The organism is Floridaenema aerugineum BLCC-F46, assembly GCF_041929345.1.
Classification (GTDB): domain Bacteria; phylum Cyanobacteriota; class Cyanobacteriia; order Cyanobacteriales; family Aerosakkonemataceae; genus Floridanema; species Floridanema aerugineum.
The window spans coordinates 1-16687 of sequence record NZ_JBHFNQ010000112.1 but is presented as its reverse complement, the minus strand read 5'-3'; the positions used below and the strand labels follow the sequence as shown (position 1 = coordinate 16687).

The window sequence follows — 16687 nt, the reverse complement described above, 5'->3', positions numbered from 1 at the left end:
AAAATCAAAAACGTAAGCAAAACAGTCTACTACTACTAAAGATAAGTCTTATGGAGTGTCTCCGGATCAGAGGTCACTACTTCCGAGATTAAGAACTATTGCCATCCCACCATAGAAAAGATCAGAGTTGAAGTTTCAGGAGAATGAGAAAAAATGGAAATTAAAGATACAAAACCTAACAATCAAGGAACTAAGAAATTTGCTATGCCCAGGGTATTCACTTATTTGTCATTAGTGCTATTAGGATCTGGAATTAGCTTGGCAGGTAGCAATTTATTATCACAAAGTAATCTGCCCTCCCGTGCTACTGATAAATCAGTTACCTCGAACATCGTAGCCCAATTACCATTTAATTCTGATAGCAATTTTGTCACTAGTGTAGTGCAGAACGTCGGGCCAGCAGTAGTGAGAATTGATTCTTCCAGAAGTGTTAGCACGAGAATGCCGAGAGGGATGCAGGAAGATCCGTTTTTTGGGGAATTTTTCGGTGGTCGCCAAATGCCAAATTATCCCCGATCGCGCCAAGTCAGCGAAACTGGTTCTGGGTTTATCATCAATTCTAACGGTCATATTTTGACTAACGCCCACGTTGTTTCCGGTAGTGATACCGTGAGAGTTACCCTGAAAGATGGTCGCGCTTTAACAGGTAAAGTGTTGGGTGCAGACTCGGTAACTGATGTAGCAGTGATCAAAGTTGATGCTCAAAATTTGCCGACAGTGAAGCTGGGAAATTCTGATAGTTTAAGACCGGGAGAATGGGCGATCGCGATCGGCAACCCCCTTGGTTTAGATAATACCGTGACTACAGGAATTGTCAGCGCCACAGGTCGCAGCAGTCGTCAAGTTGGCGTTCCCGATCAAAGAGTTAGGTTCGTCCAAACAGACGCAGCCATTAACCCTGGAAATTCCGGTGGTCCACTGTTAAACGCTGCTGGTGAAGTAATTGGCATCAACACAGCTATCATTCAAGGTGCTCAAGGTATTGGTTTTGCCATTCCAGTCAACACCGCGAAAAATATTGCTAACAAGCTAATTTCTGACGGTAAGGTGCAACATCCTTACTTGGGTATTCAGATGGTAGACCTGAGTCCTGAGATTAAGCAAAATATTAACAGCGATCCTGAACTCAATTTGAACGTCAATGAAGACGATGGTGTGTTAATTGTCCAAGTCGCGCCAAATTCCCCAGCCCAAAGAGCCGGATTACGTTCTGGTGATATTATCAGCAAAATCAACAATCAATCGGTGAAAGATTCTAACTCTGTACAACAGGCTGTAGATGCCAGCAGTGTTGGTGCTCGTTTGCCAATGGAAGTGCGTCGCAATGGGCAGAATGTTGATTTAGTTGTGCAACCTGGTGCTTTGCCTAATAGACAGCAACAGCAACAAGAAGAGTAAAGAAAGCCAGAGAACACAAACAAGTAAACTAACGTAAATTTGTTTCTTGGGATAGGTGTTTCGCCTATCCCTTTTGTATGATTAAGGAGGAAGCCATTCTAACTATTAACGCTTTCAGGGAATTTGTGGTGTACCTATTCAGATATCTGGAAAACAGATCGAGATCTTTTTTAATCGGGTTAAGTATTTTACTCGTAATTGCGATCGGGGTTATTGATTACCTAGTCTCACCTGATATTGCTTCAATATTTTTTTTGATTCCTGTGGCTTTAGTTAGTTGGTTTGTCAGTGAAAAATTTGGGATATTAATATCTTTTGCTTGCGCTACAGTTTGGTTTTCAATTCATCAATTAAAAAGCGAAATTACCTTACAAAATTATCTCCCTTATTGGAATGCTTTGATCCGGTTAGCCTTCTATTTGACAGTAAACTATCTGCTTGCGGAATTACATAACGCCCGGAAAAGAGAAAGCAAATTAGCCAGAACTGATGAAAGAACTGGCGTGGCTAACCGAAAATTATTTGTCGAGTTGGCTAGCATGGAGTTGAAGAAGTCGCGGCGTTATGGTCATCCTTTTACAGTAACTTATATCGATTTAGATAATTTTAAAAATCTTAATGATTACGGTGGTTATAAAGTTGGCGATCGGGTTTTACAAGTAGTAGCACACACTATCAAAAATACCGTGCGCGAGACTGATATTGTGGCTCGAATTGGTGGGGATGAATTTATTATTTTCTTGCCCGGTTTAGCTTATGAACCTGCTCAAATAGTTATTAATAGAGTCCGCAATGTACTTTTAGAAGTTATGGAAACAAATCTTTGGCCTGTAACTTTTAGTGTCGGTGCTATTACTTATATTAATTGTCCAGAAACCGTTGATGAAATTATCGAAAAGGCTGATTATTTAATGTATGTTATTAAGAATAAAGGTAAAAATACCACTGAGCATATTACGGAAATTTGAATCAATTATTGAGTCAAGTAACGACTGAAGTCGTTACTACGAACTGATGAGATTTAAGAGTTGGGAAATAGGAGGGAAATTGCTAGCATCCCAAATAAGCCGAGAAGAGCAACGGAAATTATTGCTAAAAATGTTGTTGGCATACTGAATAGTAAATCAAAAAAATGCCGAGCGCCAGAATTAATTACCTCGTGATCAGGTTCAACCTGGTCACGAGAAACAAATCAAAAAAATGCCGAGCGCCAGAATTAATTAAAAATGAATTTGACAGTCTTAAGTTAACAATTAGATGTGACAAAGTGATGATTTTTTTGTGTCAAAGTTATGACTTAAGCTAAAGGTAGAAAGAAGCGAAATGTACTACCTTTACCAAGTTGGCTTTCTACTTCAATTCGACCGCGTTGTAGTTCTACTAAGCGGCGAGAGATTGCTAAACCTATTCCGGTTCCTCCAGAATATCTGGCTCTGGAACGATCGGCACGCCAAAAACGCTCAAATACATGAGGTAAATCTTGTGGGGAAATTCCTTGTCCTGTGTCAATTACGGCAATCCAAAGTTTACTAGGTTCAGTCCAAACCCGCAAGGTAATTGTACCTTGGCTTGTGTAGCGAACGGCGTTTCCCAATAGGTTGACTAAGATTTGTTCTACACGATCGATATCTGCTAATACTAAAGGTAATTGTGCCGGACATTGCAGACGTAAAATTGGGCCATCTTCTAATAATTGGTCAGCGAATTTTTGCACTAACGACTCAAATAAAGGTCGTAAATTCACAGGCTGTAAATTAATTGGTAAGTATCCGGCTTCAGCTTTAGAAAGTTCCTGTAAATCATTAACTAATCTTTCTAAGCGCTTGGTTTCTCTGGCTAATTGCTGATAAATTTCTGGTGATGGTTCTATTGTGCCATCTGCCAGTTCTTCTAAATAACCGCGAACTACTGTTAACGGTGTGCGTAATTCATGTGATAAGTCACTGACTAATTCTCGGCGGCGTACTTCCACACCTTCGAGACTGGAAGCCATCTGATTAAAACTAGTTCCTAGTTGATTAAGTTCAGGAATTTCTAAGGAAGGTACTCGTTCCTCTAAATGTCCAGTGGCAAATTTTTGGGTAATTTCTTCCATTTGATTTAATGGTTGAACTATGCGCCGAGATACCCAATAACTTAATGCGCCAGCAGCAGTAGCGCCAGCTAAAACTGACCAAAAAGTGCTCCGACTCCAAGCAATTTCAAATCCTTGAATTAGTCGAGTTCGGGCGTAACGGATTTGGTAGCCGTCACCTTCTAGTTCTTGTAAATGAAGAATAAATATTCCGGGTGATGAGATTTTGCCAATAATTACTAAGCTGAGTACTCCCACCATCATTACTAGGAAGTGGGAGAGGAATAAACGCGATCGCAACCCAACTTTGGTCATTCGATTTTAAATTTTAGATTTTAGATTTTAGATTGATTCTACAAATAAATTTAGCAAGTTTTAACCGGGAGCATCCCAATTTGGCAAATATATTGGTAGGGGCGAAGCATTCCGGTAGTAAATTTATCGTTTTAACTAATAACTTATCTGCCGGAATGCTTCGCCCTTACAAAATCGGGATGCTCCCGTTTTAACCGGGGTCTTCAAATTTGTAACCCACACCAATTACTGTTTTAATAAAGGTGGGATTTGCTGGGTCTGGTTCAATTTTTTTTCGCAGTCTAGCGACGTGGGTATCGACTACTCGTTCATCACCAAAAAAGTCATCTCCCCAAAGTTTATCTATTAATTGAGTCCGGTTCCAAGCGCGATTCGGTTGACTAATAAAAGTGCTTAACAAGTTAAATTCTAAGGTGGTTAAGTCTAAAGTTTCTGATTCATTAGGATGAAGTTGTCGCTGGGCGATTCGCTGGTCTATATCCACAGTAAAATGAGGTGTGCGATAGACTAAACTGTTGCCTCCTTGTCGTAAACTGCGCCGCAATAATGCGCGAACTCTAGCAACTAATTCTCTGGGACTAAAGGGTTTAACTAAGTAATCATCTGCGCCTGTGGATAAGCCAATTACGCGATCGATCTCTTCTCCTTTGGCAGTTAACATTAAAATATAAGGGTCTTTTGGCCCTGGTTTTTGGCGAATTCGGGCGCAAACTTCTAAACCATCTAACCCCGGTAACATTAAATCTAAAATAATTAAATCTGGTTGCTGCTGTTGAAAAGTTTGTAATGCACTCAATCCATCGCGGCTTTGGTGACAAGAAAACCCTTCATTTTCCAGAGTTAATTGAATTAATTTAGCTATTTCCGGTTCATCTTCGACTATCAGAATTTCCATTGACCAATTTACCTAAAAAAACCATATTATCAAGTAAGGTGGAAATTGACCACCCTACTTTTTACCAAGACAATCTTTTAAGAAGAAGCTTCCTGCAATTCACTCAGACGTGCTAAAACTTCTTTACTATGAATTGATGGGTTAACTCCTGTGTAAATTTCCCGGATTACTCCATTGGGATCAATAATAAAAGTGTGACGCATCGAAAGAGCTCCTAACCAAGAACCATAGCCTTTACTCACTTTGCCATCGGTATCAGCAAGTAAGGGAAATTTTAATCCTTCTGAATCACAAAATTCGGCATGGGTATTTACAGAATCAGCGCTAACACCAATTATTTGGGTATTTATTTGTTGGTATTTTGGCAAATCTTGTTGAAATCTCCGGGCTTCTAAAGTGCAACCAGAAGTAAAGTCTTTGGGATAAAAATAAAGTACTACCCATTTACCACGATAATCTGTGAGTGATACTTCACCATCGCCTGTGTTTGTGGGTAATGTGAATGTTGGTGCGGGTTGATTTAAAGGAGGAAGTTTTCCGCCAAGGGCATCTGCACTGGGAATAAAGTTAAACCAAGGAACTAAGGCTAAACAAAGAACGAGTAAGACGCGAAAAAGGTGACGATGGAGTTTCATTGGGAAAAGAAAGGACGCTACTTTAAATAATTTTACAATCTTCTATTAAATTTGCTTAAACATTGTAGGGTGCGTTAACGCAGTGTAACGCACCATTTATTATTGGAGCGGATCAAGAAAAATCCAGTTAAACAGAAAAGCTACAGATGCTTTGTAGGAGAGGGTTTTGACTTCAATCTGATTGCTTTGCATTCAAAGGTTTTGGCCCCTCCCGCCCCTACAGATTTGTATCTATTATTTACGTAAACGATATAAAGTGCGTCAAATACTACGATTTTAGGTAAGGAAAAATAATTTTTAGGTTCTGACGCACCCTACGAAGTATAATTGCGCCTCTGTGATTTCAAAAATGTAGCTTTGCCAAATCAAGTCAGATAAAAAAGATAAATTTGATTTGTAATTGCCAATCTTCGTCTTGTCGCCATAGTTGAATTTCCCGAATGAATTCGCGAAAATAAAATCTGCGTTCTGATTCCGATAAGTCTTGCCAAAATTGAGGAATAGAAACAGTTTGGGCGGTTTCGCGCAAATTTACTGGGGGTAATTCTGCTAGTTTTGATTGCAGTTGAGCAATTTCTGTGCGGAGTTTGTAGGCACGAATTTGGGATGTTTCTTGGTCTAAAATTCCTTGTTGAATTAAGTTAGGTAGTTGGCTGAGGATTTGCTGCTTTTGAGCGATCGCACTTGCCAAATTTTTCTTCATTTCTCCCATGTCTGGTAATTGCATTTGAGCAACTGCTTGCGGCAAATCTCGGCAGATAAGTTGAATAGTTTTATCTAAGATTTCCTGATATGAAATTGCTCGACATTTAGGTGATTTAGGGCAGTTAATTGGGCGTAAATAAAGATATTCCTTGTCTTTTCTAGGTGTGGTGACTCTGGCGATATTCATATTCGATCGACATTCGCCACAAACAACTAATCCGGCTAAGGAACGAGGCGCACTGGCGGTACGGGGAGACATTCGTTGATTGCGGCGTAAAAGGCGATCGATCTGTGCTGCTTCTTCTCTGGAAATTATGGCAGCATGAGTATCAGAAATAATTTCCTGATTTTGATAAGCTAAATCGCCTCGATAAACGGGATTAATTAACCAACGTTTTCCGGTAGATACTGATATTTTTTTCCCATATTTCTTGGCTAAATAACGAACTGCTCCTCGCAAAGAACCAAAGAGTAAAAATTGCTCAAAAAAGTAGCGAACTACAGGAGCAGAACTTTTATCTATGATATATTTATCTTTACCTCGGCGATAACCATAAGGGGCTTTGCCCGGGGGAGGTAAGGCTTTTAAACGATTGCGGGCGTGTCCTTGTTTTAAGCGGCGACTGCGTTGGGTATTTTGAATTTCTTGTAATAGTTTGAGTAAGTCAATTTTGCTGTTTTGCGAAACGGGAGATTTTTTTTCTTCTAGAATCAATTTAATCCCAAGGGATTCGATTTCTTGCAGGCGATCGCACACCTCCTGTACAGAATCTCCTAAGTCTGCTAAACTGCGAATTAGTAAATTTTCTGGGGGTTCAGTTTGGCTGTCGATTAAGAGTTTCTGGAGTTGTTGTCTTCCTCCTAAATCTTGGTAAATTCGCTCTACTTCTGGGGGAAAAATAGATGTTTCGGGTGTTGCTTCCCATAGAGGATCGCTGTAAATATAAGCAAGGTTTTTTACCATTGGCTTATCTAGGTAGAATTAGGGAAAAAGTAATTTTTAAACTGGTTAATTAATCAAACCTGACTCAATTCTATAATGTTACCATCAGGATCTTGAGTGAACAGGGCTGTCCGACCGGAAGCACTGACTTGAAAAGGGCAATTATGAGCGATTAATTGTTGTTTGGCAGCATCTAAGTCAGTAACAGAAAAAGCTAAATGGCGATTGCGTCCCCACTTTTGAAAATCTACCATATCTGGGACTATTTTTTCGCTAACAATTAGGTGGATTTGGAAGTTACCAATTTCATACCATTCACCGGGAAATTTTAGCGATCGCTCTACTTTGGATAGTCCTAAAATTTTTCCATAGAAATGTTCAGATTGTTCTAGGTTAGCAACGAGAATAGCTGCGTGAAGGCTTTGGGTAATCTGCATGGTCGAGCGAGTTATACTAAGTAGCGGTTAATAAATTTATTCCTTGATCCAAAATCGGGAATAATACTAATTTATCATCATTTGAGCAAGTTGCGGTATCTACACAAAGAGGTGTTTAATAACACATAAGATCCAAAATCAGCAAGTGTTTCTATGGTTGAGCTAAAGTTGCAGCCGAGCGGTTGATGAGTAAATTATTAAGAAAAATTAGAGGAAGATAAAAATGTGAGTAGAGGTGAAGGTGATTAGATACAATGTTAAACTGAACATGAATTTATTCGGGAATCAGTGCTAGATTACTAAATAACGCCTGAACCGATAAAATTCTAGGGGTGTGAATGATTAACTTTATCTAGAAAGGTGTAATTATGTCAGAAATTAGCAAGGAGGAAATGCGGGAAAGACTGGGAAACATTGACCAGATCCGCGATATTATTTTTGGCCCTCAGTTGCGAGAATATGATAATCGCTTTGAGAAGATAGAATCTGACATTTCTCTGTTACAGCAAGAGATGCGCGATCGCATCGATCAGGTAAAGACAGTTGTATCTACAGAACTACGTTCAGCATTTGATTCTTTAGAGAAAAAGCTCAGATCTATTAGTTTAAGTTATCAAGAGGAAATTAGCGATTTACGACAACAACTCGATCGAGTCAATAAAAAGTTTACTAATGCTGTAGAAGCACTGGATCAAAATCTTGACAGCCAAAGTAGTTCAATTCGCAAAGAACTAACAGAAAGTAGAACTAAATTACAAGAAGATGTTCGGACTTTGAGAATTCAAGTTTTTGAAGAATTAGAGCGGCGTTTGTCATCAATGAGAGATGCGAAAGTTTCTAAAGATGATGTAGCAGAAATTTTGTTTGAATTAGGAATGCGACTGAAAGGAAATGAATTTGTGCCGCAGTTAAAACAAGCTGTAACAGTAGATGATGATGTTTACGCGGATATCCCAATTATAGAACAAAGCAAAAGATGGGAATAATCTAAAACTAACGAGTTGAAAGCTGACGAGATAAGTTTTCAACTCCCGATTTTGGGTACGTAGCTAACAATTAGAAGCAGAGGTTGTTACTTATGAGCTTATCTCAAGAAAATCCAGCTGAAATCAATCAGCTGGAATCTTTTGTTTCTCAGTCTAATCACCTTAACCAAGAAACAGAAGTTGAGGTAGAAAAGCTAGTCAACTTATTACTTGACTTAAAAATTATGCGACAAGATAAGTATAGTAATGAGTTAATTAGTGATAGTAGGGAGTTAAATATAGGCTCAGGAATTGCCCCACAGGATATAGAAATAGATAATTCAGATAAAGTAAACGAGGAAAATTTACTAACGGATAGAAGCGAAACATTAAATATCAAAACAGAAGTCGATCGACAGGATATAGAAATAAATAATTCAGATAATTCAGATGAAGAAAAGGAGGAAGATTTACTAACTGCTATGCCAGCAGCTAGAGAAAAGCGAACCGAGAAATTAAACTTAGTTTCAGAAATGAAGCAGGAATTAGAAGTATCTAAACCTGCGGCTTCATTGCTGGAATATTATGATGATAATGTAGAAGAATTATACGATGCTTATAAACGGTTGCAAGTTCTTTTATTAGAACCAGAGTTAGCAGAAATGCAAGCTTTGATTGGCAAATTTGAACAAAAACAGGCTAATATTGAGCAAAAACTTTATCAACCGGACGAATTAATTAATTTACTTTTGCCGATAATTTCTGAGTTACTTAATCGAAAGATTAATGATTCAGAGCAATCAAAACAATCATTAATCAATTCTATAACTCCGATCGTTCATGAATTAATTAAAGCCAAAAATCAGGAGGATAAAGAGAGCATGGCTGCTGCTATAGCATCTGCTATTCCCGGTGCAATTTCTTTAGAAGTTCGCCAAGAACCGCAGAAAATAGCTTTAGCAATTGCACCGGAAATAGCAGTAGCGATTAAGGAGCAAATTAAGTTAGATCCAGAAGCGATGATTGAGGCTATTACCCCAATTATCGATCGAGTGATTGAGAATAAAAGAGAAGAAGATAAAGAAGCCTTAATTAAGGCGATTGCGCCTTTACTTCCACCAGCAATTTCCCAACAAATACGCAATTATCCCCAAGAAATTGCACAAGCGATCGCGCCGGAATTAGCAGAAGCAATTAAAGAACAAAAGAAAATAGATGAAAATGCTATTTCCAAAGCACTAGCATCAGAAATGGGGAAAGCGATTAAAGAACAAATAGTTTTGGAACGAGATGCAATGGTAGATGCTCTCTACCCGGTGATTGGTAGCACTATTAGCAAATACATGGCGGATGCGATTCGATCGATTAATGAAAAAATAGAGAATACTTTAAGTTTTGAAGGAATAAGTCGCAAAATTCGCGCCAAAATGCAGGGGGTTTCGGAAGCAGAACTAATTCTTAAAGAAGCTATTCCTTTTAAGGTTCGTGCTGTATTTTTAATTCACAAAAGCTCAGGTTTATTAATCGCAGAAGCTCAACCAGAGGAGAAAGAAAAACTAGAATCAGATATGGTAGCTGGGATGCTCACAGCGATTCGGAGTTTTGTGAATGATTGTATTGCTCGATCGGGAGATGTTTCGGAAATTGATGCGATCGATTATGGCAATTCTAAAATTGTTTTAGAAGTAGCAGGATACTGTTATTTATCAGTAGTAACTCAAGGGAAAACTCCCCAATGGTACATTCGCAGAATGCAGCAAACTCTCTACAATATTGTGCAAATTGCTGGTAACGAAATAGAAACTTTTGCGGGTGATCCTGATAGTATTCCTGAAAAAGTTCACGAACTTTTATTAGGATTAATTAAAATCGGTGAACCAGGTGCAAAACGTCAAGCTTTGCGACCTTCTGGACTGTTAATTGTTGCTTCTTTACTGTTGGGTGCAATCATCTTACCTTGGGGATACTGGCAATATCGTGAAAGCACAGATCGCCGTTTAGAAAAAGATGTAGTTCAAGCTTTAGCATCGACTCCAGAATTAGCCGTTTATCGTTTAGAAGCGCGGGTTGATGATGGAAAATTGCAGCTTTTGGGAAATTTACCAAATCAGTATCTCCGCACCAAAGCTGAAGAAATAGCCAGAAAAATTGCTCCCAATCAGTTGTTAGAGAACCAAATTATCGCAGTGGAATTACCTCCTAATCCTGTGGATATAGCCTCGGAAATTAAACGGGTAACTTCTACTTTAAATCAAATCAATGGAGTAACCGTTTATTCTCTATATTCAAATGGTAAAGTACTGGTTAAGGGAACGGTATCTCAAATTGAAGATGGGGAAAAAATTACTCAAGCATTCAAACAAATTCCGGGGGTAAAAAGTGTTACTAATACGGTGCAAGTTCAACCGCAAGCGATCGCAACCCGCATCTATTTTGATTCAGGATCGGCAGAGTTAAAAGCAGAGAATAAAAACAAAATTTGGCAAATCAAAGCTTATTTGAATAAATATCCAAACTTGTCTTTGAGAATCATGGGTTATAGCGATCCTATTGGTTCTCCCGATACTAACCTTAAGTTAGCACAAGCCCGTGCAGAAACAGTTAAAAATGCTTTAATTACTCAAGGGATTGATCCAAAAAGATTGCAAGCTCTAGGAACACCTACACCCCCTTTGGGTGTAGACTCTCAAAAACCATTATGGTTAGCTAGATGTGTGGAATTTCAACCAGTGGTGTCGCAGCAAATCAGTGAATAACTATGTCTACCATCTCGAAGAAAATTTGTTTAGTGGGTGATTTTGGGGTTGGAAAAACCAGCTTGATTCGGCGGTTTGTCGAACGGGAATTTAGCGATCAATATCTTTCAACTGTGGGGGTGAAAATTTCTCGGAAAACTATTGAATTAGCCAAAACTCCTGAACAGAAAGTGGAAAATTTACAATTGATGATTTGGGATTTAGAAGGTCATACTAAATTTAAAGCGATCGCACCTTCCTATTTACAAGGAGCTAGCGGCGCAATTTTAGTTGCAGATGTTACCCGCCAAGAAACAGTCGATCGGTTAACGGAACATTTAAATCTATTTTTGTCAATAAACCCGAAAGGATTTATTATCATTGCTTTTAATAAATCAGACCTATTTGATGAGGAGAAAATGGAGAAATTACTTACTACTTATGACTTTAGCGAGCAGGTGCGAGTCTTATCTACTTATGCCACTTCCGCAAAAACAGGTAAAGATGTCGATCTCATCTTTGAAAAACTAGCTCACAAAATAGTTTTTCCCGAATAAACTATCGGCTGGTTAAACAAAGAAAAAAATATTACCCAGAGTTTTATGTTCATGTAAATATTCAGGAATTCCCCTATGAAACCATCAAAAATTGAGCAGATTTTTCAACAAAAATTGACATCTATAGACTATTTACTAATAGACGAAAATTTTAAAGTAGTCGAAATATCAGCGGGAGTGCAAAAATTTACCGAATTTGACTCAGAAGGAATTTTGGATAAAGATGTTAGTGAAGTTTTCCCCGAATTAGTCGGAGTAGAAGACATACTTAGGGAAATTTTACAAGGCGATCGCCTGGATTTTGATTACAAAGGTATTGCGCGTTTAACTAGCTCTAATTCAACTTTATACTTTGACCTTTATATTATCAAAAACGCTGAGATTATGAATAATCAATTACTCATAATCTTAGAAAATGTTACAGAAAAAATGCTCCTAGAGCAAACTTTAATTCAAAGAAACAATGAATTAGAACTGTTATTCAGTAAGCTATCCGCTTCTAACCAATACATCGATAAAATTATCGGTTCAATGGCAGATGCTTTAATAGTTACTAACCAAGCTGGAAAAATTAAAACTATAAATAAAGCAGCTGAAAATTTATTTGAATATAGTGAAACCGATTTAATTAACCAACATATATCTATTATTATTAGCGATCGTGAAGGTCAAATAAAAATAATTAACGAAGCAGTATTATCTACAGGTGAATGCTTGTCAGATATTGAATTAGTTTGTCATAGTAAAACGGGAAAACAACTTAATGTAGCCTTTTCTTGCTCTAGTATTCCCACAGAAATGCCCGGAATTAAAGATTTTTTATATATTGGTAGAAATATTACAGAAAAACAAATAATTGAACAGGAAAGAAGGCGGATAGAAAAACGTTTAGTTGCCCAGTATTTTATTAGTCGTTACCTTTCAAATTGCAACAATCTTAAGCAAGCATTACCAAAAATTCTCCTTTCATTATGTGAAACTTTAAGTTGGGATATAGGCGAATTTTGGCTACCAGAAATAAACTATGATAAGTATCAATTAGAATGTTTAGAAATTTGGTTTAAACCATACCTAAAAGTTGCCGAATTTATTGAAGTAACTAAGCAAACAGTTTTTCAATTAGGTGAAGGTTTACCGGGAAAAGTTTGGCAAACAGGTGTTCCTCAATGGAGCAGTGATTTAGTTAATGATGCTAACTTTGTGCGCTCGCAACTTGCAGCAAATTATGGACTATCCAGCGCTTTTGCATTTCCGATTCTTCATGAAAAGGAAGTTTTAGGAGTGATGTGTTTTTTTAGCTGCCAGCGTCAAGAATGCGACGAACACTTATTACAAACAATGGTAACTATTGGCAATCAAATTGGACAATTTATGCAACGGCAAAGAGCAGAATTGGCACTGCGCTATGAACAAGAGCAAACCGAACATTTGTTGCTGAATATTTTACCGTATAAAATCGCCCAAAGATTAAAACATCACCCCAGCACTATTGCTGATTATTTTAGTGAAGTTAGCGTAATGTTTGCTGATATTGTTGGGTTTACAGAGCTTTCTTCGAGAGTATCGGCAACGGAACTGGTAGAAATATTAAATGAAATTTTTTCGGAATTCGATCAATTAGCAGAAAAACATAACTTGGAAAAAATTAAAACAATTGGCGACGCTTATATGGTAGTAGCAGGGTTGCCAAAAACGCGGGAAGATCACGCGATCGCGATCGCAGAAATGGCGCTCGATATGCAAGCATCAATTGCTCAATATAATGAAGAAACCAACAACTCTTTAAGTATGCGAATAGGCATTAATAGCGGAGATGTAGTTGCAGGTGTAATTGGGACAAAAAAATTCACTTATGATTTGTGGGGTGATACAGTTAATATTGCTAGTCGCATGGAATCTCATGGATTGCCAGGAAAAATTCAAATAACAGAAGCAACCTATCAATATTTGCGCGATCGCTACTTAATTGAACAACGCGGATATATCGAAATCAAAGGTAAAGGAGAAATGCTCACCTATTTCTTAACTGGGAGAATTTAAAATGTCCCAAAATAATCCCCAATTAACCCCAGATGAACTCCAAGAATGGCAGAAGAAAATTACTATTGCTAACCTGCATAACATTTTCTGCCACTGCCGTAAGTGTAACAAAGAATGGGTAGCATCCACTGAGGAAAACTGTAGTTGTGGAAGTACAGAAGTTGAACGTATTCTTTGCTGGCAATTTCCTGATGACTAACACCTCCAGATCCCCGACTTCTTCAAGAAGTCGGGGATCTGGACTGAATCACCCGATCGGGTGATCCTATTGTAGGACGACGAGAAACAGAAAAATTTAGGAAGCTTATGTAATAATAACCAAGCGAGTTTGAGCAACGTATGAAAATCATTAAACTGCAAACACTAAGAGGGCCAAACTACTGGAGTATTAACCGACACAAACTAATTGAAATGTGGCTGGATCTCGAAGAAATGAACGAAATTTATTCTCACGAGATTCCCGAATTTTATGAAGGATTAATTCAAATTTTACCTAGTTTAGAAGAACACTTTTGCTCACCTGGACATCGCGGAGGTTTCCTCAAACGAGTTAAACAAGGAACATTAATGGGGCACGTTATTGAGCACGTCGCCTTAGAATTACAAACTTTAGCCGGAATGCGAGTTAAATTCGGTCGCGCCCGGAGTACTGCCAAACCAGGAGTTTATCGCGTAATATTTGAATATCGCCAAGAAGCCGCAGGTCGCTATGCAGCCAAAGCCGCATTAAGATTAGTAGAAAATATTATCGCTCGCGGTTACTATCCCGAAAAAGAACTAAAACTAGACTTAGAAGATTTAAGAAAATTAAAAGCAGAAACATCCCTTGGTTTAACTACTGAAGCTATTTTGAAAGAAGCAGAAGCCCGGAAAATTCCTTGGACAGAATTACCAGCGAGAGGTATTGTTCAACTAGGCTACGGCATTCATCAACGACGCATTGTTGCCGCCCAAACTAGTAACACCAGCTTGTTAGGAACTGAACTTGCTTGTGATAAAGAAGGCACAATTACTATGTTGCGGAAAGCGAATTTGCCTGTTCCCAAAGGCAAAGTAATTTATCGTTTGCGTCAATTAGAAAATGCCATTGAAGAAATTGGTTTTCCCATTGTAATTAAACCTTTAGATGGCAATCATGGCAGAGGAATCACTTTAAATATTAACTCTTGGCATGATGCCGAAGACGCTTATGATTTGGCAAAAAGTGAATCCAAATCCGGCGGAGTGTTGGTAGAAAGATATTACAAAGGACGCGATTTTCGCGTATTAGTAATTAACGGCAAAGTTGTCGCCGTAGCGGAAAGAGTACCCGCCCATGTAATCGGAGATGGTAAATCAACAATTGCCGAATTAGTAGCGCAAGTTAACAAAGATCCGCGTCGGGGTGATGGGCATGAAAATATCCTGACTCGGATTACAATTGATGAACATAGCGAACAAGTTTTAGCCCAACAAAAATTAACTTTAAATAGCATTTTGGAAAAGGGAGAAATCTGCTATTTAAAAGCAACTGCCAACTTGAGTACTGGGGGAACTGCGATCGATCGCACCGCAGAAATCCACCCCCAAAATGTTTGGATTGCTCAAAGAGCAGCGAGAATTATCGGTTTAGATATTGCCGGAATTGATATTACTTCCCCGGAAATTTCTCGCCCATTAACCGAAGTAGATGGCGTAATTGTGGAAGTCAATGCTGCACCCGGATTAAGAATGCACTTGCAACCAAGCGAAGGCACACCGCGCAACGTTGCTGCACCGATTTTGGATATGTTATATCCGCTCGATCGACCCCATCAAATCCCCATTGTTGCCGTCACAGGAACTAACGGAAAAACTACTACAACTCGCTTAATTGCTCACATTTTCCGCCAAACCAAAAAAACCGTAGGTTACACCACCACAGACGGCACTTATATCGGTGATTTCTTAGCAGAACCGGGAGATAATACTGGCCCACAAAGCGCCCAATTAATATTACAAGATCCCTCGGTAGAAGTGGCAGTTTTAGAAACAGCTAGAGGTGGGATTTTGCGGTCTGGTTTAGCATTTTCTCAATGTGATGTTGGGGTAGTGTTGAATGTTTCAGACGACCATTTGGGATTACATAATATTAACACTTTAGAAGACATGGCTCATGTTAAAAGTGTGATTGCGGAAGCAACTAGTCCCAATGGTTTTGTAGTATTAAATGCTGACGATCCATTAGTAGCAGCAATGGCAAAAAGCGATCGCCAAAAAGCGAAAGTAACTTACTTTTCAATGGATCGTTGGAATCCGACAGTTTGGGAACATATCAAAAATGGTGGAGTCGCCGCAGTTTATGACAATGGTTACATAACTTTCCTTTCCGGCGAAAATGTAATTCAAGTCGAACTTGCGGTGAATATTCCCTTAACTTTGGGCGGAAAAGCACCTTTTATGATTGCCAATGCTTTAGCTGCTTCTCTTGCTGCATATATCCAAGGCGTGAGAGTGGAAGATATTAGCACCGCTTTACGAACTTTCCGCGCTTCAGTGGAACAAACTCCCGGAAGAATGAACTTAATTAATTGGGCAAATTTCCACATTTTATTAGATTATGCTCATAACCCAGCAGGTTATCAAGCATTGGGTCAATTTGTGGGGAATTGGTCAACAGGAGAACGCATCGGTGTAATAGGCGCTCCAGGCGATCGCCGTGACCAAGATTTACATAAACTAGGAGTATTAACCGCCCAAATTTTCGACCGAGTTATTATCAAGGAAGACGAGGATAATCGCGGTCGTAATCGTGGGGAAGTTGCAGCTTTAATTGCAGAAGGAATTAAGCAAGAAAAGCCTGATTTTGCTTACGAAATAATTTTGGATGAACAGACTGCGATCGAAACAGCTTTACTCAAAGCTACCGAAAATAGTTTAGTAGTAATTTTGCCCGATAAAGTCGATCGCGCCTTAGATTTACTCAAACAACCCGCTATGATCTAGCAGTACGTTGTTGCGCTTCAGCGC

Annotated in this window: 13 protein-coding genes; 8 read left to right on the top strand and 5 right to left on the bottom strand. The window is 38.7% G+C overall.

From position 1 onward, the window contains the following. Positions 1–153: 153 nt before the first annotated feature. Complete coding sequence (locus tag ACE1CC_RS14840; protein ID WP_413271208.1) at positions 154–1398, top strand: HhoA/HhoB/HtrA family serine endopeptidase; 1245 nt, start codon at positions 154–156, stop codon at positions 1396–1398. Positions 1399–1526: 128 nt separating this feature from the next. Beyond that, positions 1527–2366, top strand: coding sequence for a GGDEF domain-containing protein (locus tag ACE1CC_RS14835; protein WP_413271207.1), 840 nt, complete (start codon positions 1527–1529; stop codon positions 2364–2366). Between the two features lie 329 nt (positions 2367–2695). Here ACE1CC_RS14835 and ACE1CC_RS14830 read toward each other — a convergent pair whose 3' ends face one another. The 5 genes from ACE1CC_RS14830 to ACE1CC_RS14810 form a co-directional block, all read right to left on the bottom strand. Then, entirely contained in the window at positions 2696–3787 is a 1092-nt protein-coding gene (locus tag ACE1CC_RS14830) for a sensor histidine kinase (protein ID WP_413271206.1), read from the bottom strand. Positions 3788–3977: 190 nt separating this feature from the next. Continuing rightward, positions 3978–4682, bottom strand: coding sequence for a response regulator (locus ACE1CC_RS14825; protein ID WP_413271205.1), 705 nt, complete (start codon positions 4680–4682; stop codon positions 3978–3980). 77 nt (positions 4683–4759) lie between these two features. Further along, positions 4760–5317 (bottom strand): peroxiredoxin, encoded by a 558-nt coding sequence (locus ACE1CC_RS14820; protein WP_413271204.1) that lies wholly within the window; start codon positions 5315–5317, stop codon positions 4760–4762. A 370-nt stretch (positions 5318–5687) separates the two neighbouring features. Beyond that, positions 5688–6986, bottom strand: a complete 1299-nt coding sequence (locus ACE1CC_RS14815; RefSeq protein WP_413271203.1) for a recombinase family protein — start codon at positions 6984–6986, stop codon at positions 5688–5690. Positions 6987–7039: 53 nt separating this feature from the next. Continuing rightward, on the bottom strand, positions 7040–7402 hold the full coding sequence (locus ACE1CC_RS14810; RefSeq protein ID WP_413271202.1) for a VOC family protein: 363 nt from the start codon (positions 7400–7402) through the stop codon (positions 7040–7042). A 368-nt stretch (positions 7403–7770) separates the two neighbouring features. Here ACE1CC_RS14810 and ACE1CC_RS14805 point away from each other — a divergent pair, with 368 nt between their 5' ends. From ACE1CC_RS14805 to cphA, 6 genes are all read left to right on the top strand, one after another. Next, positions 7771–8388: a hypothetical protein gene (locus ACE1CC_RS14805; RefSeq protein ID WP_413271201.1), complete on the top strand. Its 618-nt coding sequence runs from the start codon at positions 7771–7773 to the stop codon at positions 8386–8388. A gap of 92 nt (positions 8389–8480) precedes the next feature. Next, positions 8481–11123 (top strand): OmpA family protein, encoded by a 2643-nt coding sequence (locus ACE1CC_RS14800; RefSeq protein WP_413271200.1) that lies wholly within the window; start codon positions 8481–8483, stop codon positions 11121–11123. Positions 11124–11125: 2 nt separating this feature from the next. Next, entirely contained in the window at positions 11126–11659 is a 534-nt protein-coding gene (locus ACE1CC_RS14795; protein ID WP_413267510.1) for a Rab family GTPase, read from the top strand. 75 nt (positions 11660–11734) lie between these two features. After that, positions 11735–13699, top strand: a complete 1965-nt coding sequence (locus ACE1CC_RS14790) for an adenylate/guanylate cyclase domain-containing protein (protein ID WP_413271199.1) — start codon at positions 11735–11737, stop codon at positions 13697–13699. 1 nt (position 13700) lies between these two features. Then, positions 13701–13898, top strand: coding sequence for a hypothetical protein (locus ACE1CC_RS14785; protein ID WP_413271198.1), 198 nt, complete (start codon positions 13701–13703; stop codon positions 13896–13898). A gap of 140 nt (positions 13899–14038) precedes the next feature. Then, positions 14039–16663 carry a cyanophycin synthetase gene (gene cphA, locus ACE1CC_RS14780; protein WP_413271197.1) on the top strand — a complete coding sequence of 875 codons (2625 nt, stop codon included), beginning with the start codon at positions 14039–14041 and terminating at the stop codon, positions 16661–16663. Positions 16664–16687: the final 24 nt, after the last annotated feature.